Origin of the sequence: Mycobacterium colombiense CECT 3035 (assembly GCF_002105755.1) — a bacterium.
Lineage (GTDB): Bacteria > Actinomycetota > Actinomycetes > Mycobacteriales > Mycobacteriaceae > Mycobacterium > Mycobacterium colombiense.
On sequence record NZ_CP020821.1, the window covers coordinates 3,496,865 to 3,517,959 of the forward strand.

The window sequence follows — 21,095 nt, forward strand, 5'->3', positions numbered from 1 at the left end:
GGCTTACCTACACATGAGCGTTCGCAACGTTGCGGTCGTCGGCTTTGCCCACGCCCCACACGTCCGCCGCACCGACGGCACCACCAACGGTGTCGAGATGTTGATCCCGTGCTTCGCCCAGCTGTACGAGGAGCTGGGCATCAGCAGGACCGACATCGGCTTCTGGTGTTCCGGATCATCCGATTACCTTGCCGGACGGGCATTTTCGTTCATCTCGGCGATCGACTCGATCGGTGCCGTCCCGCCGATCAACGAGTCACACGTCGAAATGGACGCGGCCTGGGCACTGTACGAAGCCTACATCAAGATCCTGACCGGCGAGGTTGACACCGCGCTGGTGTACGGCTTCGGTAAGTCGTCGGCCGGCGTCCTGCGTCAGATCCTGTCGCGGCAGACCGACCCCTACACCGTCGCGCCGTTGTGGCCCGATTCGATCTCGATGGCCGGGCTGCAGGCGCGCATCGGGCTCGACACCGGCAAGTGGACCCAGGAGCAGATGGCCCGCGTGGCCTTCGACTCCTTCGCCAACGCGCGCCGGGTGGACAACGTGGAGGGATCCATCAGCGTCGCCGAACTGCTCGAGCGGCCGTTCTTCGCCGACCCGCTGCGGCGGCACGACATCGCTCCGATCACCGACGGCGCCGCGGCCATCGTGCTCGCGGCCGGCGACCGGGCGCGCGAACTGCGCGAAAAACCCGCCTGGATCACCGGAATCGAGCACCGCATCGAAACCCCGTCGCTGGGCGCGCGGGACCTCACCGAGTCCGCGTCGACCCAAGCCGCGGCGCACGTGGCCACCGGCGGACGGACCGACAACCTCGACGTGGCCGAGATCTGCGCGCCGTTTACCCACCAGCACCTGATCATCGCGGAAGCCATCCGGATACCGGGGCCGACCAAGGTCAACCCGTCCGGCGGCGCGCTGGCGGCCAATCCCATGTTCGTCGCCGGCCTCGAACGCATCGGCTTTGCGGCACAACACATCTGGAACGGGTCGGCTGAGCGGGTGCTGGCGCACGCCACCAGCGGGCCCGCGCTACAACAGAACCTGGTCGCGGTGATGGAAGGGAAGAACTGATGGCCGGTGCAGGGCCAAACCTTGCTGCGGTACTAGGTACCGGACAGACGAAGTACGTCGCCAAACGCCAAGACGTTTCGATGAACGGCCTGGTGCGCGAGGCGATCGACCGGGCGCTGGCCGACTCCGGCAGCACCTTCGACGACATCGATGCCGTGGTGGTCGGCAAGGCGCCGGACTTCTTCGAGGGCGTCATGATGCCCGAGCTGTTCATGGCCGACGCCATGGGCGCCACCGGCAAGCCGCTGATCCGCGTGCACACCGCGGGATCGGTCGGTGGGTCCACCGGGGTGGTGGCCGCCAGCCTGGTGCAGTCCGGCAAGTACCGGCGGGTGCTCGCGATGGCCTGGGAGAAGCAGTCGGAATCAAACGCCATGTGGGCGTTGTCGATTCCGATTCCGTTCATCAAGCCGGTGGGTGCCGGCGCCGGCGGCTACTTCGCCCCGCACGTGCGCTCGTACATCCGCCGTTCGGGGGCACCGTTGAACATCGGTGCCATTGTCGCGGTCAAGGACCGGCTCAACGGCAGCAAGAACCCGTTGGCGCACCTGCACCAGCCCGACATCACGGTCGAGAAGGTGATGTCGTCGCCGATGCTGTGGGACCCGATCCGTTACGACGAGACCTGCCCGTCGTCCGACGGTGCCGCCGCGGTTGTGATCGGCAACGAGGAGGCCGCCGAAGCCCGCTTGGCGCAAGGACATCCGGTGGCCTGGATTCATGCCACCGCGTTGCGCACCGAGCCGCTGCAGTTCTCCGGGCGCGACCAGGTCAGCCCGCAGGCCGGCCGCGATGCGGCCGCGGCGCTGTGGAAAGCCGCGGGCATCGAGAGCCCGATCGACGAGATCGACGCCGCGGAGATCTACGTGCCGTTCTCCTGGTTCGAGCCGATGTGGTTGGAAAACCTCGGCTTTGCCGCCGAGGGCGAAGGCTGGAAACTCACCGAAGCCGGCGAAACCAGGATCGGCGGCCGGCTGCCGGTGAACCCCTCGGGCGGCGTGCTGTCGTCGAACCCGATCGGCGCCTCCGGCCTGATTCGCTTCGCAGAGGCGGCCATTCAGGTGATGGGCAAGGGTGGCGACCACCAGGTGCCGGGCGCGCGAAAGGCGTTGGGTCACGCGTACGGCGGTGGCTCGCAGTACTACTCGATGTGGGTGGTGGGCGCCGATAAGCCCGCGGCCCAGAAGGTCGATGCGTGAGCGCGCATCCCGCGCACGAGGCGGGCCGCCGCTCCCGTGAGGCGGTGGCTGCCCGGGACAAGGACGCCTGGCTGTCGGTGTTCGCCGACGACGCCATCGTCGAGGACCCGATCGGGCCTTCGGTCTTCGACCCCGAAGGCCTGGGGCACCGCGGCCGCGACGCGATCTCGGCGTTCTGGGACAAGGCGATTGCCCCCACCACGAAGATCGAGTTCTTCTTCCGCGACACGTATCAATGCGGCAATGAGGAAGCCAACGTGGGGCACATCCTCATCACGACCGGTGAGTACCAGACGACCGCCGAGGGCGTCTTCACCTACCGAGTCAATGCCGAGGGCCAGATGACGGCGCTGCGCGCCTACTGGGAGATGGAACGCGCGGCGGCCAACACGCGCAAGGTTTAGAGCGGTTCCAGCCCGGCCAGATGCCGCTGGGCGAGCTCACGGTAGGCCTGCGGGTTCACCTTGACCCACATCTCGGCGCCCGTCCCGGCGACCGGTCCCCTGATCTGCGCCGGTGCGCCGACGGCGAGCATCCCGGCCGGAATCTGGGTTCCGGCCGTCACCAACGAATGCGCCGCGACCAGGCTGCGCGCGCCGATCACCGCACCGTCCAGAACGGTGGCGTGGTTCGCGATCAGCGCCTCCTGCCCGACGTGCACCCCATGAATGACGCACAGATGCGCGACCGTCGCCCCAGGACCGATGTCGACCGGGATACCGGGAGGCGCGTGCAAGACCGACCCGTCTTGGACGTTGGCCCCCTCGCGCACCACAATGGGCCCGTAGTCTCCGCGCAGTACGGCGTTGAACCAGACCGAGGCCCCCGCCTCCACCACGACGTCGCCGATCAGCGTGGCCGTCGGGGCCACGAAAGCGGTGGGATCGACCCGTGGCGCGCGGCCCTCGAACGCAAACAGCGGCATCGTTTAGATATACCTCAGCGCGCATATGTCATGGCCAGGCTCGCCGTCGTTGCGCGCCCCCGCCGCAAAACTGTAACGTGTTCTAGTTAGAGGCCCAGCGAGTTGGAGGTGACAGGTGAGTACCGACACCAAGGCGGTCGGCATCCGGGAAATCGATCCCGGCGACTTGCCGACCAGATACGCGCGCGGCTGGCACTGCCTGGGCGTTGCCCAGGACTTCCGGGACGGTAAGCCGCATTCCATCGAGGCGTTCGGCACCAAGCTGGTGGTGTTCGCCGACTCGCAGGGGGACATCAAGGTCCTCGACGGCTACTGCCGCCACATGGGCGGGGACCTGTCGGAGGGCACCATCAAGGGCGACGAAGTGGCCTGCCCGTTCCACGACTGGCGCTGGGGCGGCGACGGCCGCTGCAAGCTGGTCCCCTACGCCAAGCGCACGCCCAAGACGGCGCGGACCCGGTCGTGGAGCACCGACGTGCGCGGCGGCCTGCTGTTCGTCTGGCACGACCACGAGAACAATCCGCCGGACCCCGCCGTGCGCATCCCGGACATTCCGGAATCGCACAGCGACGAATGGACCGACTGGCGCTGGAACAGCATCCTCATCGAGGGGTCCAACTGCCGCGACATCATCGACAACGTCACCGACATGGCGCACTTCTTCTACATCCATTTCGGGTTGCCGACGTACTTCAAGAACGTCTTCGAGGGCCACATCGCCTCGCAGTACCTGCACAATGTGGGCCGGCCCGACGTCAACGACCTCGGCACCTCGTACGGTGAGGCGCACCTGGACTCGGAGGCGTCCTACTTCGGGCCGTCGTTCATGATCAACTGGCTGCACAACAGCTACGGCGGCTATAAGGCCGAGTCCATCCTGATCAACTGCCACTACCCGGTGACCCAGAACTCGTTCGTGCTGCAGTGGGGCGTCATCGTCGAAAAGCCCAAGGGCATGGACGAAAAGATGACGGACAAGCTGTCGAAGGTCTTCACCGAGGGCGTCAGCAAGGGCTTCCTGCAGGACGTCGAGATCTGGAAGCACAAGACCCGCATCGACAACCCGCTGCTGGTCGAGGAGGACGGCGCGGTCTACCAGCTGCGCCGCTGGTACCAACAGTTCTATGTCGATGTCGCCGACATCCAGCCGGAGATGGTGGAGCGCTTCGAGATCGAGGTGGACACCACCCGCGCCAACGAGTACTGGAACGCCGAGGTCGAGCAGAATCTCCAGGCGGCCAAGGACTCCGAAGACGTTCCGGTGGAACAACACTAGGGAATCATGGCCGACGATCAGCCGAAGGTACCTGACGTCGATCAGCTTGCGCGGTCGATGTTGTTGCTGCACGGCGATCACCACGACCACGACGACAAGCCCGTCGCAGGCGGCGGGTCTGGATCCTGGTCGAAGTCAAGGGATTTCGCCAACGACCCACAGCGCGCCGCGGCGGTCGCCGAAGCCAGCCGCGCCGACCGCGAGCGCTACCTGAGCTCAGGTCTGTTGCCGGTGGACTGCCGGTTCTGCCACGTGCGGGTCACCGTTCGCCGGCTCGGGCCGGGGCACACCGCGGTGCAGTGGAACACCGAAGCGTGGCAGCGCTGCGCGTACTTCACCGAGGTGCGCGAGTCCGGGGGCGACACCGCACGGACGAAATCGTGCCCGAAACTCGGCGACAGCATCGAACATGCGGTCGCCGAGGGGTATCTCGACCATCAGCCCGACGAGGACTGAGCGGACGACCCGCGCGGCCCGCGTCTGGCCCGCGCCGCGTCGGCCCCGCGGCGGCTATTGGTGTTGTGCCCGCCTTGCAGCGACAAAGCAATCGAGCCGCGGGCGGTCCTAGGAGTTGTCGCTGAGAGGCGGGCAAAAGCCATGCCCGCCTACCCGGAAACCTTTGTCGCGCCCGCGACTTACAGGCCCGCGAACCGCTCCTTGACCGTTTCGGTGCTGAGGCCGTAGTCGGCCAGCGAGTAGGTGTGCTTGGGTGCCCGCGGGCCGGACTGGCTTTCGGCGTGCGTCTTTTCCATGGCCGCCTTGGCCTCTTCGGTCAACGTCAGGCCGAAGTGGCGGTAGATGTCGGCCACCGTGCCCATCGGGTCGGCGATCAACTCTTTGTAGTCCACGTCGTAGAACTGCGAGGGGCTGTATTGGACCCGCGCGGTGTTGAACCGCTCGAGGCCCCGCGACCAGGTTTCCATTGCGTCAGCACCGATTTGGGCGCCGGTGAACGTGTTCGACCATCCCTCGGCGGTGTGCTGGGCCAGCGAGCACATCGAGGCCATGATCGTCTCGACCGGACGATGGGTCTGGATCACCAATGCGTCGGGATAGGTCGCCATCAACGCGTCCAGCGCGAACAGGTGGCTGGGATTCTTCAGCACCCATCGCTTGTCGGCGTCGTTGAGTCCGATCAGCTGAAGGTTGCGGCGATGGCGCTGATATGACGGCGTCCAGTCCTGCCGGGACAGCCATTGCGAGTAGGTGGGCAGGTGCGCCAACGTCTCGTAGGACGCCGAATGCAGCGATTGCCGCAGCAGCTGCCAACACTCCTCCAGCTCGTACGCCGCCATGAAATGCAGACCCGTGTAGTCCGGATTTTCGGCATGGTGCTTGTTGAACTGAGCGTTCAGCTGGCTGTAAAACGGGTTGGAGTCCCAGGTTTCACGAGGCGGACGCGGCTGCGGAAATTCCGCCAGCCAGAGGTGCAGACCCTGGTGCGCGGGGTCGGCGCCGAGCAGCCGGTGCAAGGCGGTGGTGCCCGTGCGCACCAGCCCGGTGACGAAGATCGGCCGCTCGATGACGACGTCCGCATGCTGCGGGTATTGCTTCCAGGCGGCTTCGGAAAGCAGCCTGGCCACCAGCGCACCGCGCAGGAAGAACCTATTCATCTTGCTGCCCAGCGGCGTCAGGTCGGCGTCGCGCCGGTAGGAGTCCAGCAGCACTTCCAGCGCTTCGAGGTAGTTGTCGCCATTACTACCGAAATCGTCCAGCCCGATCATCTTGCTGGCCGAAGCCTTCAGGTCGTCAACGGTGCCGACATCGGTGCGTTCTGCCATCAGGTGTGGTACTCCCCGCAATTGACGTCCAGCGTCTGCCCGGTGATGCCGCTGGACAGGTCGCTGGCCATGAACAGGATCGCCGAGGCCACCTCGTCCTCGGTGGGCAGCCGCTTCAGGTCGGAGCCGGCCGCGGTGGCCGCATAGATCTCCTCGGCCGTGGTGCCGTACTTGCCGGCTTGGTGGTTGAAGTAGCCCTGCAGTGTCTCGCCCCAGATGTAGCCGGGTGCAACGGAATTGACGCGGATCCCCTGCTCGCCCAGCTCGGTGGCCAGCGAATGCGACATGGACAGCAGCGCGGATTTGGCCATCTTGTAGGCGCCGTACTTCGCCTGCGAGTGCCGCAGCACCATGGAGTTGACGTTGACGATCGAGCCCTTCGACTCGGCCAGCGCCGGGGTGAACCCCTGGATGAGCCGCAGTGCGCCGAGCGCGCTGAGTTCGATCGCGTCGCGGATATGCTGAAAGCTGGTGCCCGAGAACGGTTTCAGCGACGGCACCCGGAACGCGTTGTTGATCAGCACGTCGACCTTGCCGTAGGCCTCCAAGGTGGCGTCGACCAGGTTGCTCACCTGGTCGTCCTCCGTGATGTCGGTGCGCACCGTCGTCGCACGGCCGCCGAGGTCGGCGATCTGCTTGGCGACGTCGTCCAGGCGTTCCGGTGTACGCGCCGCCAGCACCAGATCGGCGCCTTCGCGTGTGCATCGGTGCGCCAGCGTGGTGCCCAGACCGGGGCCGACGCCGCTGATCACCACCACCTTGCCGTCGAGCAACTTCGTCATCCCAGCATCCTCGCCTGAATCTGTTGGTGGCGCAGCGCGATCCGGGCTCGCCAGTCGTCCTCTGAAATCTTGTTCTGATCGAAATACGGCAACGCGGCCGGAACCTTGTCGATGTCGACCACCTCGACCGTAGGGCCGTCGGCGTCGGTGAGCTCACGCGACACCCGCTGCCAGCGAAACTGCAGGAAGCCCCGCCGATGGCCGAGAGTCTCGACCCAGTTGGTCACCCCCGGGTTCTGGTCGGCGACGACGATGCGCACCTTGCCGTCCGGATCCGCCTGTGCCTGAGTGTTGTTCAGCGAGGTCTGGTGGTTGATGTAGTCCAGCGAGATGTACCAGAGGCTGCCCAGCTGGAAGCCGAGGTAGGGCGCGTCGCTGACCGGGATGGTGATCACCATCGCCTGATCGGGCCGCAGGTCGAAGTGCCCGACCGAGGAGTATTGGGTGGCCAGGCCGCCCGGAGTCAGCCGCGGCGGGACCATGGTGTTGACCGGGAGGTCGAGATAGAACCACTGCGGGAACTGCAGCCACGTCTTCACCCGTTGCACCAACTGCTTTGCCGCTGTGGCATAACGCTTTTCGATGAGCTGACGGGTCAATGGAGGCGGTGCGGTGCCCGCCGTGTCCGTGCGGGCGATGGCCAGCGTGCCCCGCTGCGCCGACCAGTCGCCGTACACCTCGCGGATCACCAACTGCCCGGGACTCGTCGGCCGCACCCGCCACTCGAAGCTACCGTCGGGCGCTATCTCGAGCTCGCGGTCGTCGAACGCGGCCTGGCTGACGGGCACGAAGTCGTCGGTGTACTCGCCGCCGAGCAACTGGAAACTCAGGTCGGTGGTGGTACCGCGCCTCCCGGTGACCACGTACTCGTGGCCGGCGTGCACCCGGGTACCGAAGTAGAGGGTGTCGGGATTGTCCAGGCCCATCTTGGTGAAGGGCCCGGTGCCCGACTGCAGGAAGGGATGGTCGCGGTCGTAGTCCACGGCCAGATGGATGCAGCCCGAGATACAGCCGGCTAGGTACTGCATCCCTTCGAGCAGGTCGGCTTCGGTCTCGATGAACGGCGCGTCGGCCACCAACTGCTCGGCCTCTGCGATCGCAGCGGTAAGGGGATCAGAGATCACGCCTAGACGCTAGAACGTGTTCTACTTTTTCGTCAATGGCGAACATTCCCGCGCGTCGGCCGGGACGTTCAACGACGATGCCGACTCACTACGGTGGGCAGGAGTGGGACAGGTCGATCAGGTGCTGGCGGACGTCGGGATGCCGGTTGAGGTAGTCGATGACGTTGCCGTTGCCGCCCTCGGCCTGCGACCTGGCCTGCAGCTGCTGGTGAAGGTCGGGATGCTTCTGCAGGTACGAGTCGATGGAGGAACCCACGTCCTGATTGCATTGCGGAGCCGCGCTGGCTATGCCCGCGACGGGTAGCGCGATCACCGTTGCGGCGGTAGCGGTCATCAGCCCCCCGGCGAGCAGGCCGTACAGCCCGCGGCGACGGGCGCCGACTGTGTTGGATGTGCTCATGACGGCCAGGTTACTCGCGATAGCTTTGCGCCGCCTGTGTGCGCTTAGGGCGAAGCGGCCGGTCAGTGTGGGGCTGTGGCGCCGTTTTCTTGTTCGCGTTTGATTTCTAGGGCGATGTCGATGAGTTGGTCTTCTTGGCCGCCGATGAGTTTGCGCTGGCCGGCGCGGTGTAGGAGTTGGTGGGCGGGTACGCCGTAGCGTTCGGATTGGCGGATGGCGTGTTTGAGGAAGCTGGAATATACCCCGGAGTAGCCCATGATCAGGGCGTTGCGGTCGAGTAGGCACTCGGCGGGCATGGCCGGGGCGACGACTTCTTCGGCGGCGTCGGCGATGTCGAAGAAATCGATGCCGGTCTTGACGCCGATCTTGTCGAACACCCCGATGAGGGCCTCGACGGGCGCGTTGCCCGCACCGGCGCCGAACCGGCGGCACGAGCCGTCGATCTGCTTGGCCCCGGCGCGGACGGCCTCCACGCTGTTGGCCACCCCGAGGCCGAGGTTTTCGTGGCCGTGGAAGCCGACTTGGGCGTCGTCGCCGAGTTCGGCGACCAGCGCGGCGACCCGGTCACGCACGCCCTCGAGGACCAGCGCTCCGGCCGAATCGACCACATACACGCACTGGCAGCCCGCGTCGGCCATGATGCGGGCCTGGGCGGCCAGCTTCTCCGGTGAGATGGTGTGGCTCATCATCAAGAACCCGACGGTTTCTAGGCCGAGTTCGCGGGCCAGCCCGAAGTGCTGGATCGACACGTCGGCCTCGGTGCAGTGCGTGGCGATCCGGCAGATCTCCCCGCCGTTGTTCTGGGCCTCTTTGATGTCTTCTTTGGTGCCCACCCCGGGCAGCATCAAAAAGGCGATCTTGGCCGCTTTGGCGGTCTGGGCGGCGAGCTTGATCAGCTCCTGTTCGGGGGTCTTGGAGAACCCGTAGTTAAAGCTCGACCCACCCAGCCCGTCGCCGTGGGTGACCTCGATGACCGGCACCCCCGCGGTGTCCAGGGCGGCCACGATCGCGCCCACTTCGTCTTTGGTGAACTGGTGGCGCTTGTGGTGGGAGCCGTCGCGCAACGACGTGTCGGTCAGCCGGATGTCCCAGACCGGATCGAAGAAAATGTCTTGGGTGCTCATGATTGCGCTCCTTTAGCCGTCGCGCTCAACGACTCCTTGGCGATCTGTTCGCCGACCTTGGTGGCCGCGGCGGTCATGATGTCCAGATTTCCCGCGTAAGGCGGCAAATAGTCGCCCGCACCCTCGACCTCGACGAACGTGGTGACCAGCGCCTGACCACCCGAGTGCAGCGACGGATCGTCGAACTGGGGCTCGTTGAGCAACCGGTAGCCCGGCACATAGGACTGCACCTCGGCCACCACGTCATGGATGGACTGGGCGATCGCGGCCCGGTCGGCGTCTTCCGGGATGGCGCAAAAGATGGTGTCGCGCATGATCATCGGCGGATCGGCCGGGTTCAAGATGATGATCGCCTTACCGCGCTGGGCGCCGCCGATGGTCTCCACGCCTTTGCTGGTGGTCTTGGTGAACTCATCAATGTTGGCCCGCGTCCCCGGGCCGGCCGACAGCGACGCCACCGAGGCCACGATCTCGGCGTACGGCACCTCGACGACGCGGGAGACCGCGTACACGATCGGGATCGTGGCCTGACCACCGCAGGTGATCATGTTGACGTTGGGGGCGTCCACATGCGCGCGCAGGTTGGCCGGCGGGATCACCGCCGGCCCCACCGCGGCCGGCGTCAAGTCGATGGCCCGGATCCCGGCGGCCTCATACTTCGGCGCGGCGTCGCGATGCACATAGGCACTGGTCGCCTCGAACACCAGATCAGGCTTCTCAGGCTGGGCCAACAACCAGTCCACCCCCTCGTGGGTGGTCTCCAAACCCAGCTTGCGGGCCCGGGCCAAACCCTCACTGTCCGGGTCGATACCCACCATCCAGCGCGGTTCCAGCCACTCCGACCGCAACAACTTATAGAGCAGGTCAGTGCTGATATTCCCCGACCCGACAATGGCCACACTCGCCTTAGCCGGCATGATGCCCCTTTTCGAAGCGTTTGAGATTTAAGTTAGACGATTTAATTCGAGCCTATTCGAACGATAGACGCACGGATCCCAGACCCGCGAAGTCCGCGACGAAGTTGTCGCCCGGGTGCGCATCGATCGCCCGCGTGCAGGATCCGGGCAGCACCACGTCGCCCTTGCGCAGCCGCACACCGAAGCCATCCACCTTGCGGGCCAGCCAAGCCACCGCGGTGACCGGGTTGCCCAGCACCGCGTCGGTCCGGCCTTCGGCGACCACCTCGCCGTTGCAGCGCAACACCGCCTCGATCCCCTTGACGTCGATGTCCTGCGGTGAAACGCGCGCCGCACCGAGCACAAAACCCGCCGACGAGGCGTTGTCGGCGATGGTGTCGCACAACTCGATCTGCCAGTCGGTGATCCGAGTGTCGATCAGCTCGATCGACGGCACCAGCGCCTCGGTCGCCGCCAACACATCGTCCTCGGTGCACCCCGCCCCCGGCAGATCCGCGTTCAGCACGAAGCCCACTTCGACCTCCACCCGCGGGTACAGGTAGCGGTTCGCCTTGACCGGGGTGTCCTCGAACAACTGCATCTCGTCGAGCAGATGCCCATAGTCCGGCTCATCGACCCCCATCATCTGCTGGATCGCCTTGCTCGACAGGCCCACCTTATGGCCCAGCACCCGGGCCCCCTCCGCGACCCTCTGGCGGATATTGATCAGCTGAATCTCATAGGCGTCGACGACATCGATGTCCGGATGGGCCGCAGTAAGCGGGGCGATCGGCTCACCGCTCCGCTCGGCTTGCGCCAACTCGGCAGCCAACTCGTCACGCGTGGCAACACTGAGCATTTCTTCACGTCTCCTCGTACGGTCGGCCGGGCCAGTAGCGGCCGCCCCGGGCAATTCTATAACGTGTTCTACATGTCAGCGCAGGAGTACGACGTCGTCGTGGTCGGGAGCGGCGGGGCCGGCATGGTGGCCGCACTTACCGCCGCTCACCGGGGTCTTTCCACCATAGTCATCGAGAAGGCCCCGCACTTCGGTGGTTCGACCGCACGCTCAGGCGGCGGCGTTTGGATCCCAAATAACGAAGTCCTCAAGCGTGCCGGGGTCCGCGATACCGCCGAGGCCGCCCGCACCTATCTGCACGGGATCGTCGGCAACGTCGTCGAGCCGGAACGCATCGATACCTACCTCGAGCGCGGCCCCGAAATGCTGTCATTCGTGCTGCAGCACACCCCACTGAAGATGTGCTGGGTGCCGAAGTACTCCGACTACTACCCCGAGTCGCCGGGCGGCCGCGCGGAGGGCCGATCGATCGAGCCGAAGCCGTTCAACGCCCGCAAGCTCGGCGCCGACGAAGCCGGCCTGGAGCCGGCCTACGGCAAGGTCCCACTCAACGTCGTGGTGATGCAACAGGATTACGTACGGCTGAACCAGCTCAAGCGTCACCCGCGCGGTGCGCTGCGCAGCCTGAAGGTCGGCGCGCGCACCATGTGGGCCAAGGCGACCGGCAAGAACCTCGTCGGGATGGGCCGGGCGTTGATCGGTCCGCTGCGAATCGGGTTGCAGCGGGCCGGGGTTCCGGTAGTACTCAACACCGCGCTCACCGACCTCTACGTCGAGGACGGCGTGGTGCGCGGCGTCTACGTGCGCGCGGCCGGTGACGCCGAATCGGGTGAGCCCCAGCTGATCCGGGCCCGGCGCGGTGTGATCCTGGCGTCCGGCGGATTCGAGCACAACGAACAGATGCGGGTGAAATACCAGCGCGCACCGATCACCACCGAGTGGACCGTCGGCGCGGCGGCCAACACCGGCGACGGGATTCTGGCGGGCGAAAAGCTCGGCGCCGCACTGGACATCATGGAAGACGCCTGGTGGGGGCCGACCGTCCCGCTGGTGGGCGCGCCGTGGTTCGCGTTGTCCGAGCGCAACTCGCCGGGGTCGATCATCGTCAACATGTCGGGCAAGCGGTTCATGAACGAGTCGATGCCCTACGTCGAAGCCTGCCATCACATGTACGGCGGCGAATACGGTCAGGGGCCGGGCCCGGGCGAGAACATCCCCGCGTGGCTGGTATTCGACCAGCGGTACCGGGACCGTTACATCTTCGCCGGATTGCAGCCCGGACAACGCATTCCGCGCAAATGGCTGGAGTCGGGCGTCATCATCACCGCGGACACGCTCGCGGAGCTGGCGCAGAAGGCCGGCCTTCCGGAGGGCGAATTCATCGCGACCGTGCAGCGTTTCAACGGCTTCGCACGTTCGGGCATCGACGCCGACTTCCAGCGCGGCGAGAGCGCCTACGACCGGTACTACGGCGACCCGACCAACAAGCCGAACCCCAACCTCGGCGAGATCAGTCACGCGCCGTACTACGCGGCCAAGATGGTGCCCGGCGACCTGGGCACCAAGGGCGGCATCCGCACCGACATCCACGGCCGCGCGCTGCGCGACGACGGCAGTATCATCGAAGGCCTTTACGCCGCGGGCAACGTCAGTGCCCCGGTGATGGGCCACACGTACCCCGGTCCGGGTGGCACCATCGGCCCCGCAATGACGTTCGGCTACCTGGCGGCGTTGCACATCGCCGACGGAGCCGGGGAAAGGTAACCGCGATGCCCATCGACGTAGAAGTCGCGCTGAACGCCGAGCTGGATCCCATCGAGTTCTCCTGGGCCAGTAGCGATGTGCAGCTCTACCACCTCGGACTTGGCGCGGGCGCCGATCCGATGGACCCACGCGAGTTGCGCTATCTGGTCGACGACACCCCGCAGGTGCTCCCGACATTCGGCAATGTCGCCGCCACCTTCCACGCCACGAAACCCCCGACGGTCAAGTTCCCCGGCATCGACATCGAGCTGGGCAAGGTGCTGCACGCCAGCGAACGGGTCGAGGCGCCCGCTCCGCTGCCGCCGTCGGGCTCGGCGAAGGCCGTCACCCGGTTCACCGACATCTGGGACAAGGGCAAGGCCGCGGTGATCTGGAGTGAGACGACGGTGACCGCGCCGGATGGCACGCTGCTGTGGACGCAGCGCCGGTCCATCTTCGCCCGCGGCGAAGGTGGATTCGGCGGCGAGCGCGGGCCTTCGACGTCGGACGGCGCGCCCGATCGTGCGCCCGATCTTGAGGTCGACGTGCCGATTCTGCCGCAGCAGGCGCTGCTCTACCGGCTGTGCGGCGACCGCAACCCGCTGCATTCTGATCCCGAATTCGCAGCTGCCGCAGGGTTTTCCCAGCCCATCCTGCACGGGCTGTGCACCTACGGCATGACCTGCAAGGCGATCACCGATGCGCTGCTCGACGGCGATGCCGGCGCGGTGGCGGCCTACGGCGCGCGTTTCGCCGGGGTGGCTTTCCCCGGCGAAACGCTCAAGGTCGGCATCTGGAAGGACTCGGCGTCTTCCGAAGGCCGCTTCCTGGCCAGCGTTGTCGCGCCGTCGCGCGACAACGCCGTCGTGCTCAGCGGCGTCGAACTGATCCCCGCGTAGGGGCTCCTCTTTTGTTCGAATGTGCGGCTAGCCGCACAGTGGGACTCGAATGTGCGGCTAGCCGCACATTCGACGGGCCAATGCGCCGCGCACACGGCTGACGATTTCTGCCGGTCGGTCCCCCGCCACCACTCGCACAACAATCCAGCCGAGCCGCTCAAGCGTCTCCAGTCGCCGGAGATCCCAGGTGTATTGATTCCGATCGGTGCGATGCTGCTCACCGTCATACTCGACGGCCACCTTTAACTCTTCCCAACCCATGTCCAGATACGCGATCACCGTGCCGAATTCATTCAGCACCGGAATTTGTGTTTGCGGTCTGGGCAAGCCTGCCTGGATCAACACGACCCGTAACCACGACTCCTTCGGTGACTGCGCACCCGAATCGAAGAGGCCCACGGCCTGGCGTGCTCGAGCAACGCCTCTGCGTCCCAGGTATCGGCGGGCCAGCAACTCAATATCGACGGCTTTGATCTCGGTAACCCGGGCGAGCGCGTCAATTGCCGCTACCGCCGTCATAAGCGGATACCAACATCCAATGTCGAGCGCCGTCCTGACTGGCGAAGTGACCGGCATGCCGGCCACCAGCTCGATCTCATCCTGCTCGATGCGGTCCCGGTGAGTCCGCAATCCCAACGGGCTCCGGCGATTGTCATGAATCAAGTCCACTACCGGCGCGTCGTCGGCCCACTTACTCCCGTATAGCGCGGCAGCGGCGAACCCTGCGACCACGCCCCGATATCCGGTCCACAGCCAGCCAGCTTTCGTGCGGAGTTCAGCCGTGATCGCGACATCACGCTCCACATAGATGTCGGGGAACAGTCGACGAAAGCGCGTAGCCAGTTCGGACTTGGTCAACATGCCAGCAGCGATGGCCTCGCTGCCGATAAATGGCCCCACCATGACAACGCAGCGTCGCATGAGGAGCCGCGGGCGTCACTTCAGTCGTCGAGTGTGCGGCTGGCCGCGCCGTGGGCGTCGAGTGTGCGGCTGGCCGCACACTCGCGACGAAAATCCCGCTAGCCGAGGATCAGGCCGGAGGTGGGCACGCCGGTGCCCGCGGTGACGAGGACATGCTCGACGTCGGGCACCGGGTTCACCGAGGTGCCGCGCAGTTGCCGCACACCCTCGGCGATGCCGTTCATGCCGTGGATGTAGGCCTCGCCGAGTTGCCCACCGTGGGTGTTGATCGGCAGTCGCCCACCGATCTCGATGGCGCCGTTGGCGATGAAGTCCTTGGCCTCGCCCTTGCCGCAGAATCCCAACTCTTCCAACTGAATCAGGGTGAACGGCGTGAAATGGTCGTACAGGATCGCGGTCTGGATGTCGGTCGGCCGCAACCCCGACTGCGCCCACAGCTGCTGGCCCACGACCCCCATCTCGGGCAGGCCGAGCTCGGGCCGGTAGTAGCTGACCATCGTGTACTGGTCGGGGCTGGACCCCTGCGCCGCGGCCTCGATGATCGCCGGTCGCTGCTTGAGATCCTTCGCGCGCTCCGGCGACGTCACCACGATCGCGACCGCACCGTCGGTCTCCTGGCAGCAGTCCAGCAGCCGCAGCGGCTCGGCGATCCACCGCGAATTCTGGTGTTCCTCAATGGTTATCGGCTTCTCGTAGAAATACGCCTTGGGGTTCTTCGCCGCATGCTTGCGGTCGGCCACCGAGATCGCACCGAAGTCCCGGCTGGTCGCGCCCGACAGATGCATATAGCGCTGGGCGATCATGGCTACCTGTGCGGCCGGCGTGGAAAGCCCGTGCGGGTAGGAGAAGGAATTGTCCGCAGCCGTCGAATCAGCCTGCACCCCTGCGTTTCCCACCAGCCGGGTCTGCACCTGACCGAATCGCATGCCCGAGCGCTCGTTGAAGGCCCGGTACGCGACGACCACGTCGGCCACGCCGGTGGCCACGGCGATCGCCGCCTGCTGAACGGTCGCGCACGCGGCACCGCCGCCATACCCGATCTGCGAGAAAAACTTCAGGTCACCGATGCCGGCCGCGCGCGCCACCGCGGTCTCGTTGTTGGTGTCCATCGTGAACGTGGTCAGCCCGTCGACGTCGGAGGGGCTCAACCCCGCGTCGTCCAGCGCATCCAGGACCGCCTCGGCGGCCAGTCGCAGCTCGCTGCGGCCCGAGTCCTTGGAGAAGTCGGTGGCACCGATGCCGACGATCGCAGCCTTACCCGACAACATCTAGGAACCCCCGATCGTGAGCGTCACGTTCGCGATGACATGGTCGCCAAGGCTGTTGCGGCCAAACACCTTCAGCGTGATCAGGCCATCGTCGACGCCGGTCACCTCACCGGAGAAGGTGACGGTGTCGTAGGCATACCACGGCACGCCGAGCCGCAGCCCGATCGATTTGATCCGCGCCGTCGGGCCCGCCCAGTCGGTGACGTAGCGCTGCACCAGGCCGGTGTCGGTGAGGATGTTGACGAAGATGTCCTTGGAACCCTTGGCCTGAGCCAGGTCCCGGTCATGGTGCACGTCCTGGAAGTCCCTGGTGGCCAGGGCCGTAGAGATGATGAACGTCGGCGTGCCGTGCAGCTTGAGTTCGGGCAGGGTGGTGCCCACTTCGACGACGGGTGCGCTCATGCTTCGTCTCCCACGGGCTCCCACGCGTACAGGCTCCACTCCGGGCCGGACTCACCGGCCGGGAAGTCGATATAGGTTGCGCGGACCGGCATTCCGATCTTGACCTCGGCGTGGTCGACGTTGCGGAGCTCACCGAGCATCCGGACGCCCTCTTCCAGCTCGATCAGCGCGATCACGAACGGCAGCGTGCGACCGGGAACCTTCGGAGCGTGGTGCACCACGAAGCTGAACACCGTGCCGCGGCCGCTGGCCACCGCGTAGTCGATGGGCTCGGCCTTGTCCTGCCACACCGCCGGCACCGGCGGGTGCTGCAGGGTGCCGTCGGCCAGGCGCTGGATGCGCAGTTCGTGCGCTTTGACGCCCTCCCAGAAGAAGGCGGTGTCGCGCGAGACCGCGGGACGCATCATGGCGTCGGCGTCCAGGTCCACCGGCACGGAACCGGTGGCTCCGGAATCCTCGCGTGGCCTGAACTTCAGTATGCGCCATTCCATCTCGGCGACATTCTCGTCGCCGACCCGCCAGGTGATGTGCTGGTTGATGAACCAGCCTTCACCGAGCCCGGTCTGCTTGGGGCCGACAACGTCGCGCATCTCGGAGTGGACGGTGACCCGCTCGCCAGGACGCAGATACCGGTGATAGGTCTGCTCGCAGTTGGTCGCGACCACACCGATGTAGCCGGCGTCGTCGAACAGCTGCATGATCGGACCCATGGGGTCGTCGGTCGGGCGCTCGCCCCCCAGACCGAACATGGTCCACACCTGAATCATGGCCGGCGGCGCGACGATTCCGGGATGACCGGCGGCCTTCGCGGCGGCCTCGTCGACATAGATCGGGTTGGCATCGCCGAGCGCCTCGACCCAGTTGTTGATCGTCGGCTGGTTGACCGGATCCCGCGCATCCCGCGGCTTAGCGACGACGGTGGCGGTGATTTCCGCGACCGCTTCCTTGATATCGGTCATCGAGGCACCCTCGGCACTTGGAGGCCGGACGCGGCGATCATCTCGCGCATCACTTCGTTCACGCCCCCGCCGAAGGTGATGACCAGGTTGCGCTTGGTCTGGGAGTCCAGCCAGTTGAGCAGGTCGGCGGTGTCCGAGTCGGCGGGGTTGCCGTACTTGCCGACGATCTCCTCGGCGAGCCGACCGATGTACTGGATGCGCTCGGTGCCAAAGACTTTCGTCGACGCGGCGTCGGCCACGTTGATGTCCTCGCCCGCTGCGGCGACCTGCCAGTTGAGCAGCTCGTTGATCCGCCACATCGCGTGGATTTCACCGAGCGCCCGCTTGACGTCCTGGTGGTCGATCGGCGTGACGCCGTCGCTGCCCGGCTTGGACGCCCACGCGTGCACCCGGTCGTAGATGCCGGCGGTGCGGCCCGCGGGCCCAGCATGACCCGCTCGTTGTTGAGCTGGGTGGTGATCAGCCGCCAGCCGCCGTTCTCCTCGCCGACCAACATGTCGGCGGGCACCCGCACGTCGTTGTAGTAGGTGGCGTTGGTGTGGTGGGCACCGTCGGACAGGATGATCGGAGTCCAGGAGTAACCGGGATCCTTGGTGTCGACGATCAGTATCGAAATGCCCTTGTGCTTCACGGCTTCCGGGTCGGTGCGGCAGGCCAGCCAGATGTAGTCCGCGTCGTGGGCACCGGTGGTGAAGATCTTCTGCCCGTTGACGATGTACTCGTCGCCCTGGCGCACGGCGGTGGTCCGCAACGAGGCCAGGTCGGTGCCCGCCTCGGGCTCGGTGTAGCCGATCGCGAAGTGCACCTCGCCCGCCAGGATGGCCGGCAGGAACTTCTTCTTCTGCTCATCGCTGCCGAACTGCTGCAGAACCGGGCCGACCGTCTGCAACGTCACCGCGGGCAGCGGCACGTCGGCCCGGTGCGCCTCGTTGACGAAGATCGACTGCTCGATCGGACCGAAGCCCAAGCCGCCGAACTCTTTTGGCCATCCGACGCCGAGCTTGCCGTCCCGGCCCATCCGCCGGATCACCGCGCGGTAGGCCTCGTTGTGGCGGTCCTGCTCCATCGCCTTCATCTCGTCGGACGAGATCAGGTTCGAAAAGTATTCCCGCAGTTCCGCTTGCAGCTGGCGCTGCTCCGGAGTCAGGTCTATGAACATTGCGCTCCCACCAGATCGAGACGATGAGAAGGACCGCCCAGCAACCGGGACAGGTCCTTGATCGTGGAGTAGTACCGGTGCATCGGATAGGTGATGTCCATTCCCATCCCGCCGTGCAGGTGATGGCAGATCTGCATGACCGGCGGCGCCTGCGAGGTGACCCAGTAGCCGAGCACGTCCAGGTCGTCCACCACCTGAGGGGCGGATCCGCCCCTTTCCGACAGGCCCCAGACGACCGACTTCGCCACCAAATCGATGGTCCGCGAGGCGATGTAGACCTCGGCGAGCTGGGCGGCCACGGTCTGGAACGTCGACAGCGGCTTGCCGAACTGCTTGCGGTTGGCCACGTAGTCGGCGGTCAGGCGCAGCGCCCCGGCCACCAGCCCGTCGGCGTAGGCGCCGACGGCGGCCAGCACCAGCTGGTTGACCCGGGAAGCCGTGGCGCCCGCCAGCACGTCGGAGTCGCCGACCGCCACGTCGGCGAAGGTGACCGTGTACTCCTCGGAGCCGTTCGAGGTGGGGGTTTGCACCGCCTCGACTCCCTTGGCCTTCGCCGACACCACGACCACCGCGCTGTCGGCGGTGACGAGGATCCAATCCGCTTGTCCCGCATAGCCGACGCCGACCTTGGTGCCCGACAACCGTCCGTTGGCGAACGTGGTCGACGGCCGGTCCGGCAGCGCGGTCCCCGGCTCGTTGAGGGCGGCGGTCAGGACCGCACCCTTGGCGACGCCGGCCAAAAACCGGTCCTGCTGTTCGTCGGAGGCCAGATCAAGCAGCGGCAGCACCCCGAAACCCAAAGTGGCGAGCGCCGGCGTGATGGCGCCGTGGCGGCCGATCTCGGTCAGCACGGTGGCGACCTCTTGCAGACCCACGCCGTCGCCCCCGAGGCGTTCGGGCACCGCAAGCGCCGTCACGCCCCCGCTGACCAAAGCGTCCCAGCTCATTTCGCGCTCGGACACCGAGGTCACCACATCGGCGACGGCCTGTTGCGTCGCGGTGAGATCGAAGTCCATCAGGACGTCACCGCGGGCTGGCCGGCGTAGTCGACCTGCCAGTGCTTGATGCCGTTGAGCCAGCCCGATCGCAGCCGCTCGGGCTCGCCGATCGGCTTGAGATCCGGCATGTGATCGGCGACCGCGTTGAAGATCAGGTTGATCGTCATGCGGGCGAGGTTCGCGCCGATGCAGTAGTGGGCCCCGGTGCCGCCGAAACCGACGTGCGGGTTCGGGTCGCGCAGGATGTTGAAGGTGTGCGGGTCTTCGAAGACTTCTTCGTCGAAGTTGGCCGACCGGTACGACATCACCACCCGCTGGCCCTTCTTGATCTGCACGCCGCTCAACTCGGTGTCCTCGTTGGCGGTGCGCTGGAAGGCCGAAACCGGTGTGGCCCAACGGATGATCTCGTCGGCCGTGGTCACCGGGCGCTCCTTCTTGAAGAGCTCCCACTGATCGGGGTTGTTCGCCATCGCGATCATGCCGTGGGTGATCGAGTTCCGCGTGGTCTCGTTGCCGGCCACCGCCAGCATGACCACGAAGAAGCCGAACTCGTCGTCGGAGAGCTTTTCGCCGTCGATGTCGGCCTCGATGAGCGTGGTGACGATGTCGTCGGTGGGGTTCTTGCCCCGCTCCTCAGCCATCGCCATGGCGTAGGTGATGAGCTCCACCGACGACTGGGCGGGGTCGACGTGGGCGTACTCGGGGTCGGTGCCACCGGTCATCTCGTTGGACCAGCGGAAGAGCTTGTCGCGATCCTCCTGCGGAACGCCCAGCAGACCCGCGATGGCCTGCAGGGGCAGCTCGCACGACACCTGTTCGACGAAGTCACCGCTGCCCTCTTTCGCGGCGGTCGCGGCGATGTTCTGGGCGCGCTGCGCCAGCTCGGCCTCCAGCCGTCCGATGGCCCGCGGCGTGAACCCGCGCGAGATGATCTTGCGCAGCCGGGTGTGGTGCGGGGCGTCCATGTTGAGCATGACGCTGCGCTGCAGCTCGACCTGCTCACGCTTCATCTCCGGCGGCCAGGTCGGGATGGCGCCGTTCATCCAGCTGGAGAAGACGTCGCTGCGCTTCGACACCTCCTTGACGTCGGCGTGCTTGGTGACGATCCAATACCCGTGGTCCTCGAACCCGCCCGCACCATTCGGGATGTCGACCCAGTGGATCGGCTCTGCCTTACGCAGCTGGGCGAGCTCCTCGACGGGCAGCCCGGCGAGGTTGATGTCGGGGTCGAGAAAGTCGAAGTCGGCGGGAATGTTGGGGGGTGCCATGTAGAGTGCGCTCCTTTTAACAACGCTAATTGCA

The 21,095-nt window shown here is 66.1% G+C and carries 21 protein-coding genes and 1 pseudogene; 7 read left to right on the plus strand and 15 right to left on the minus strand.

Annotated elements, in window-relative coordinates:
• Positions 1-13: 13 nt before the first annotated feature.
• Genes B9D87_RS16230 through B9D87_RS16240 form a run of 3 tightly spaced genes read left to right on the plus strand, consistent with a single transcriptional unit; the run spans position 14 to position 2,681 of the window.
• The gene (locus B9D87_RS16230) at positions 14-1,078 is read left to right on the plus strand and encodes a thiolase family protein (protein WP_007772478.1); all 1,065 of its coding nucleotides are present in this window, start codon (positions 14-16) and stop codon (positions 1,076-1,078) included.
• Positions 1,078-2,277 carry a thiolase family protein gene (locus B9D87_RS16235; RefSeq protein WP_040630649.1) on the plus strand — a complete coding sequence of 400 codons (1,200 nt, stop codon included), beginning with the start codon at positions 1,078-1,080 and terminating at the stop codon, positions 2,275-2,277. The genes B9D87_RS16230 and B9D87_RS16235 overlap by 1 nt, the downstream gene beginning before the upstream one ends.
• Complete coding sequence (locus B9D87_RS16240; RefSeq protein ID WP_007772476.1) at positions 2,274-2,681, plus strand: nuclear transport factor 2 family protein; 408 nt, start codon at positions 2,274-2,276, stop codon at positions 2,679-2,681. The genes B9D87_RS16235 and B9D87_RS16240 overlap by 4 nt, the downstream gene beginning before the upstream one ends.
• Here B9D87_RS16240 and B9D87_RS16245 read toward each other — a convergent pair.
• Positions 2,678-3,202 carry a gamma carbonic anhydrase family protein gene (locus tag B9D87_RS16245; RefSeq protein WP_007772475.1) on the minus strand — a complete coding sequence of 175 codons (525 nt, stop codon included), beginning with the start codon at positions 3,200-3,202 and terminating at the stop codon, positions 2,678-2,680. The genes B9D87_RS16240 and B9D87_RS16245 overlap by 4 nt on opposite strands.
• A gap of 115 nt (positions 3,203-3,317) precedes the next feature.
• Here B9D87_RS16245 and B9D87_RS16250 point away from each other — a divergent pair, with 115 nt between their 5' ends.
• Together B9D87_RS16250 and B9D87_RS16255 are read left to right on the plus strand one after the other, a co-directional pair.
• Positions 3,318-4,478, plus strand: coding sequence for a 3-ketosteroid-9-alpha-monooxygenase, oxygenase component (locus B9D87_RS16250; protein WP_007772473.1), 1,161 nt, complete (start codon positions 3,318-3,320; stop codon positions 4,476-4,478).
• A gap of 6 nt (positions 4,479-4,484) precedes the next feature.
• Complete coding sequence (locus B9D87_RS16255) at positions 4,485-4,934, plus strand: hypothetical protein (RefSeq protein WP_007772470.1); 450 nt, start codon at positions 4,485-4,487, stop codon at positions 4,932-4,934.
• 179 nt (positions 4,935-5,113) lie between these two features.
• On the opposite strand, the gene B9D87_RS16260 is transcribed toward B9D87_RS16255, so the two are convergent.
• The 7 genes from B9D87_RS16260 to B9D87_RS16290 form a co-directional block, all read right to left on the minus strand.
• Complete coding sequence (locus tag B9D87_RS16260; protein ID WP_007772468.1) at positions 5,114-6,259, minus strand: sulfotransferase family protein; 1,146 nt, start codon at positions 6,257-6,259, stop codon at positions 5,114-5,116.
• Entirely contained in the window at positions 6,259-7,041 is a 783-nt protein-coding gene (locus B9D87_RS16265) for an SDR family oxidoreductase (RefSeq protein WP_007772466.1), read from the minus strand. Before B9D87_RS16265 ends, B9D87_RS16260 begins: the two co-directional genes overlap by 1 nt.
• Positions 7,038-8,165 (minus strand): hypothetical protein, encoded by a 1,128-nt coding sequence (locus B9D87_RS16270; protein ID WP_007772464.1) that lies wholly within the window; start codon positions 8,163-8,165, stop codon positions 7,038-7,040. Before B9D87_RS16270 ends, B9D87_RS16265 begins: the two co-directional genes overlap by 4 nt.
• 88 nt (positions 8,166-8,253) lie before the next feature.
• The gene (locus B9D87_RS16275; protein WP_007772462.1) at positions 8,254-8,565 is read right to left on the minus strand and encodes a hypothetical protein; all 312 of its coding nucleotides are present in this window, start codon (positions 8,563-8,565) and stop codon (positions 8,254-8,256) included.
• 62 nt (positions 8,566-8,627) lie between these two features.
• Positions 8,628-9,689, minus strand: a complete 1,062-nt coding sequence (gene dmpG / locus B9D87_RS16280; RefSeq protein ID WP_007772461.1) for a 4-hydroxy-2-oxovalerate aldolase — start codon at positions 9,687-9,689, stop codon at positions 8,628-8,630.
• Positions 9,686-10,606, minus strand: a complete 921-nt coding sequence (locus B9D87_RS16285) for an acetaldehyde dehydrogenase (acetylating) (RefSeq protein ID WP_007772459.1) — start codon at positions 10,604-10,606, stop codon at positions 9,686-9,688. Before B9D87_RS16285 ends, dmpG begins: the two co-directional genes overlap by 4 nt.
• Before the next feature lie 52 nt (positions 10,607-10,658).
• Complete coding sequence (locus B9D87_RS16290) at positions 10,659-11,444, minus strand: 2-keto-4-pentenoate hydratase (protein ID WP_007772458.1); 786 nt, start codon at positions 11,442-11,444, stop codon at positions 10,659-10,661.
• Between the two features lie 72 nt (positions 11,445-11,516).
• On the opposite strand from B9D87_RS16290, the gene kstD reads away from it, so the two are divergent.
• Both kstD and chsH3 read left to right on the plus strand, forming a co-directional pair.
• Positions 11,517-13,208: a 3-oxosteroid 1-dehydrogenase gene (gene kstD / locus B9D87_RS16295; protein WP_007772457.1), complete on the plus strand. Its 1,692-nt coding sequence runs from the start codon at positions 11,517-11,519 to the stop codon at positions 13,206-13,208.
• Positions 13,209-13,213: 5 nt separating this feature from the next.
• A complete protein-coding gene (gene chsH3 / locus B9D87_RS16300; protein ID WP_007772456.1) occupies positions 13,214-14,086 on the plus strand; it encodes an enoyl-CoA hydratase ChsH3 in 873 nt (290 codons plus the stop codon).
• A 57-nt stretch (positions 14,087-14,143) separates the two neighbouring features.
• Here the strand turns inward: chsH3 and B9D87_RS16305 are convergent, their stop codons facing one another.
• The 7 genes and pseudogenes from B9D87_RS16305 to B9D87_RS16335 all read right to left on the minus strand — a co-directional run bounded on the left by B9D87_RS16305 (position 14,144) and on the right by B9D87_RS16335 (position 21,061).
• Complete coding sequence (locus B9D87_RS16305) at positions 14,144-14,989, minus strand: endonuclease domain-containing protein (protein WP_040630648.1); 846 nt, start codon at positions 14,987-14,989, stop codon at positions 14,144-14,146.
• A 116-nt stretch (positions 14,990-15,105) separates the two neighbouring features.
• A complete protein-coding gene (gene ltp2 / locus B9D87_RS16310; RefSeq protein WP_007772454.1) occupies positions 15,106-16,275 on the minus strand; it encodes a 17-hydroxy-3-oxo-4-pregnene-20-carboxyl-CoA lyase in 1,170 nt (389 codons plus the stop codon).
• Positions 16,276-16,677 carry a MaoC family dehydratase gene (locus tag B9D87_RS16315; protein WP_007772453.1) on the minus strand — a complete coding sequence of 134 codons (402 nt, stop codon included), beginning with the start codon at positions 16,675-16,677 and terminating at the stop codon, positions 16,276-16,278.
• Positions 16,674-17,636 carry a bifunctional MaoC family dehydratase N-terminal/OB-fold nucleic acid binding domain-containing protein gene (locus B9D87_RS16320; RefSeq protein WP_007772452.1) on the minus strand — a complete coding sequence of 321 codons (963 nt, stop codon included), beginning with the start codon at positions 17,634-17,636 and terminating at the stop codon, positions 16,674-16,676. The genes B9D87_RS16315 and B9D87_RS16320 overlap by 4 nt, the downstream gene beginning before the upstream one ends.
• Positions 17,633-18,795 (minus strand): annotated as a pseudogene (gene fadE29 / locus B9D87_RS16325) (acyl-CoA dehydrogenase FadE29). The gene B9D87_RS16320 and the pseudogene fadE29 overlap by 4 nt, the downstream one beginning before the upstream one ends.
• On the minus strand, positions 18,786-19,811 hold the full coding sequence (locus B9D87_RS16330) for an acyl-CoA dehydrogenase family protein (RefSeq protein WP_007772438.1): 1,026 nt from the start codon (positions 19,809-19,811) through the stop codon (positions 18,786-18,788). The pseudogene fadE29 and the gene B9D87_RS16330 overlap by 10 nt, the downstream one beginning before the upstream one ends.
• Positions 19,811-21,061, minus strand: a complete 1,251-nt coding sequence (locus B9D87_RS16335) for a cytochrome P450 (RefSeq protein ID WP_007772437.1) — start codon at positions 21,059-21,061, stop codon at positions 19,811-19,813. Before B9D87_RS16335 ends, B9D87_RS16330 begins: the two co-directional genes overlap by 1 nt.
• Positions 21,062-21,095 lie beyond the last annotated feature (34 nt).

Excerpts from the sequence above, each read along its gene's own strand:
- B9D87_RS16230 (WP_007772478.1), top strand. The coding sequence starts at position 14 with ATGAGCGTTCGCAACGTTGCGGTCGTCGGCTTTGCCCACGCCCCACAC.
- B9D87_RS16235 (WP_040630649.1), top strand. The coding sequence starts at position 1,078 with ATGGCCGGTGCAGGGCCAAACCTTGCTGCGGTACTAGGTACCGGACAG.
- B9D87_RS16245 (WP_007772475.1), bottom strand. The coding sequence starts at position 3,202 with ATGCCGCTGTTTGCGTTCGAGGGCCGCGCGCCACGGGTCGATCCCACC.
- B9D87_RS16255 (WP_007772470.1), top strand. The coding sequence starts at position 4,485 with ATGGCCGACGATCAGCCGAAGGTACCTGACGTCGATCAGCTTGCGCGG.
- B9D87_RS16260 (WP_007772468.1), bottom strand. The coding sequence starts at position 6,259 with ATGGCAGAACGCACCGATGTCGGCACCGTTGACGACCTGAAGGCTTCG.
- B9D87_RS16265 (WP_007772466.1), bottom strand. The coding sequence starts at position 7,041 with ATGACGAAGTTGCTCGACGGCAAGGTGGTGGTGATCAGCGGCGTCGGC.
- B9D87_RS16275 (WP_007772462.1), bottom strand. The coding sequence starts at position 8,565 with ATGAGCACATCCAACACAGTCGGCGCCCGTCGCCGCGGGCTGTACGGC.
- dmpG (WP_007772461.1), bottom strand. The coding sequence starts at position 9,689 with ATGAGCACCCAAGACATTTTCTTCGATCCGGTCTGGGACATCCGGCTG.
- B9D87_RS16285 (WP_007772459.1), bottom strand. The coding sequence starts at position 10,606 with ATGCCGGCTAAGGCGAGTGTGGCCATTGTCGGGTCGGGGAATATCAGC.
- B9D87_RS16290 (WP_007772458.1), bottom strand. The coding sequence starts at position 11,444 with ATGCTCAGTGTTGCCACGCGTGACGAGTTGGCTGCCGAGTTGGCGCAA.
- kstD (WP_007772457.1), top strand. The coding sequence starts at position 11,517 with ATGTCAGCGCAGGAGTACGACGTCGTCGTGGTCGGGAGCGGCGGGGCC.
- chsH3 (WP_007772456.1), top strand. The coding sequence starts at position 13,214 with ATGCCCATCGACGTAGAAGTCGCGCTGAACGCCGAGCTGGATCCCATC.
- B9D87_RS16305 (WP_040630648.1), bottom strand. The coding sequence starts at position 14,989 with ATGGTGGGGCCATTTATCGGCAGCGAGGCCATCGCTGCTGGCATGTTG.
- ltp2 (WP_007772454.1), bottom strand. The coding sequence starts at position 16,275 with ATGTTGTCGGGTAAGGCTGCGATCGTCGGCATCGGTGCCACCGACTTC.
- B9D87_RS16315 (WP_007772453.1), bottom strand. The coding sequence starts at position 16,677 with ATGAGCGCACCCGTCGTCGAAGTGGGCACCACCCTGCCCGAACTCAAG.
- B9D87_RS16320 (WP_007772452.1), bottom strand. The coding sequence starts at position 17,636 with ATGACCGATATCAAGGAAGCGGTCGCGGAAATCACCGCCACCGTCGTC.
- B9D87_RS16330 (WP_007772438.1), bottom strand. The coding sequence starts at position 19,811 with ATGGACTTCGATCTCACCGCGACGCAACAGGCCGTCGCCGATGTGGTG.
- B9D87_RS16335 (WP_007772437.1), bottom strand. The coding sequence starts at position 21,061 with ATGGCACCCCCCAACATTCCCGCCGACTTCGACTTTCTCGACCCCGAC.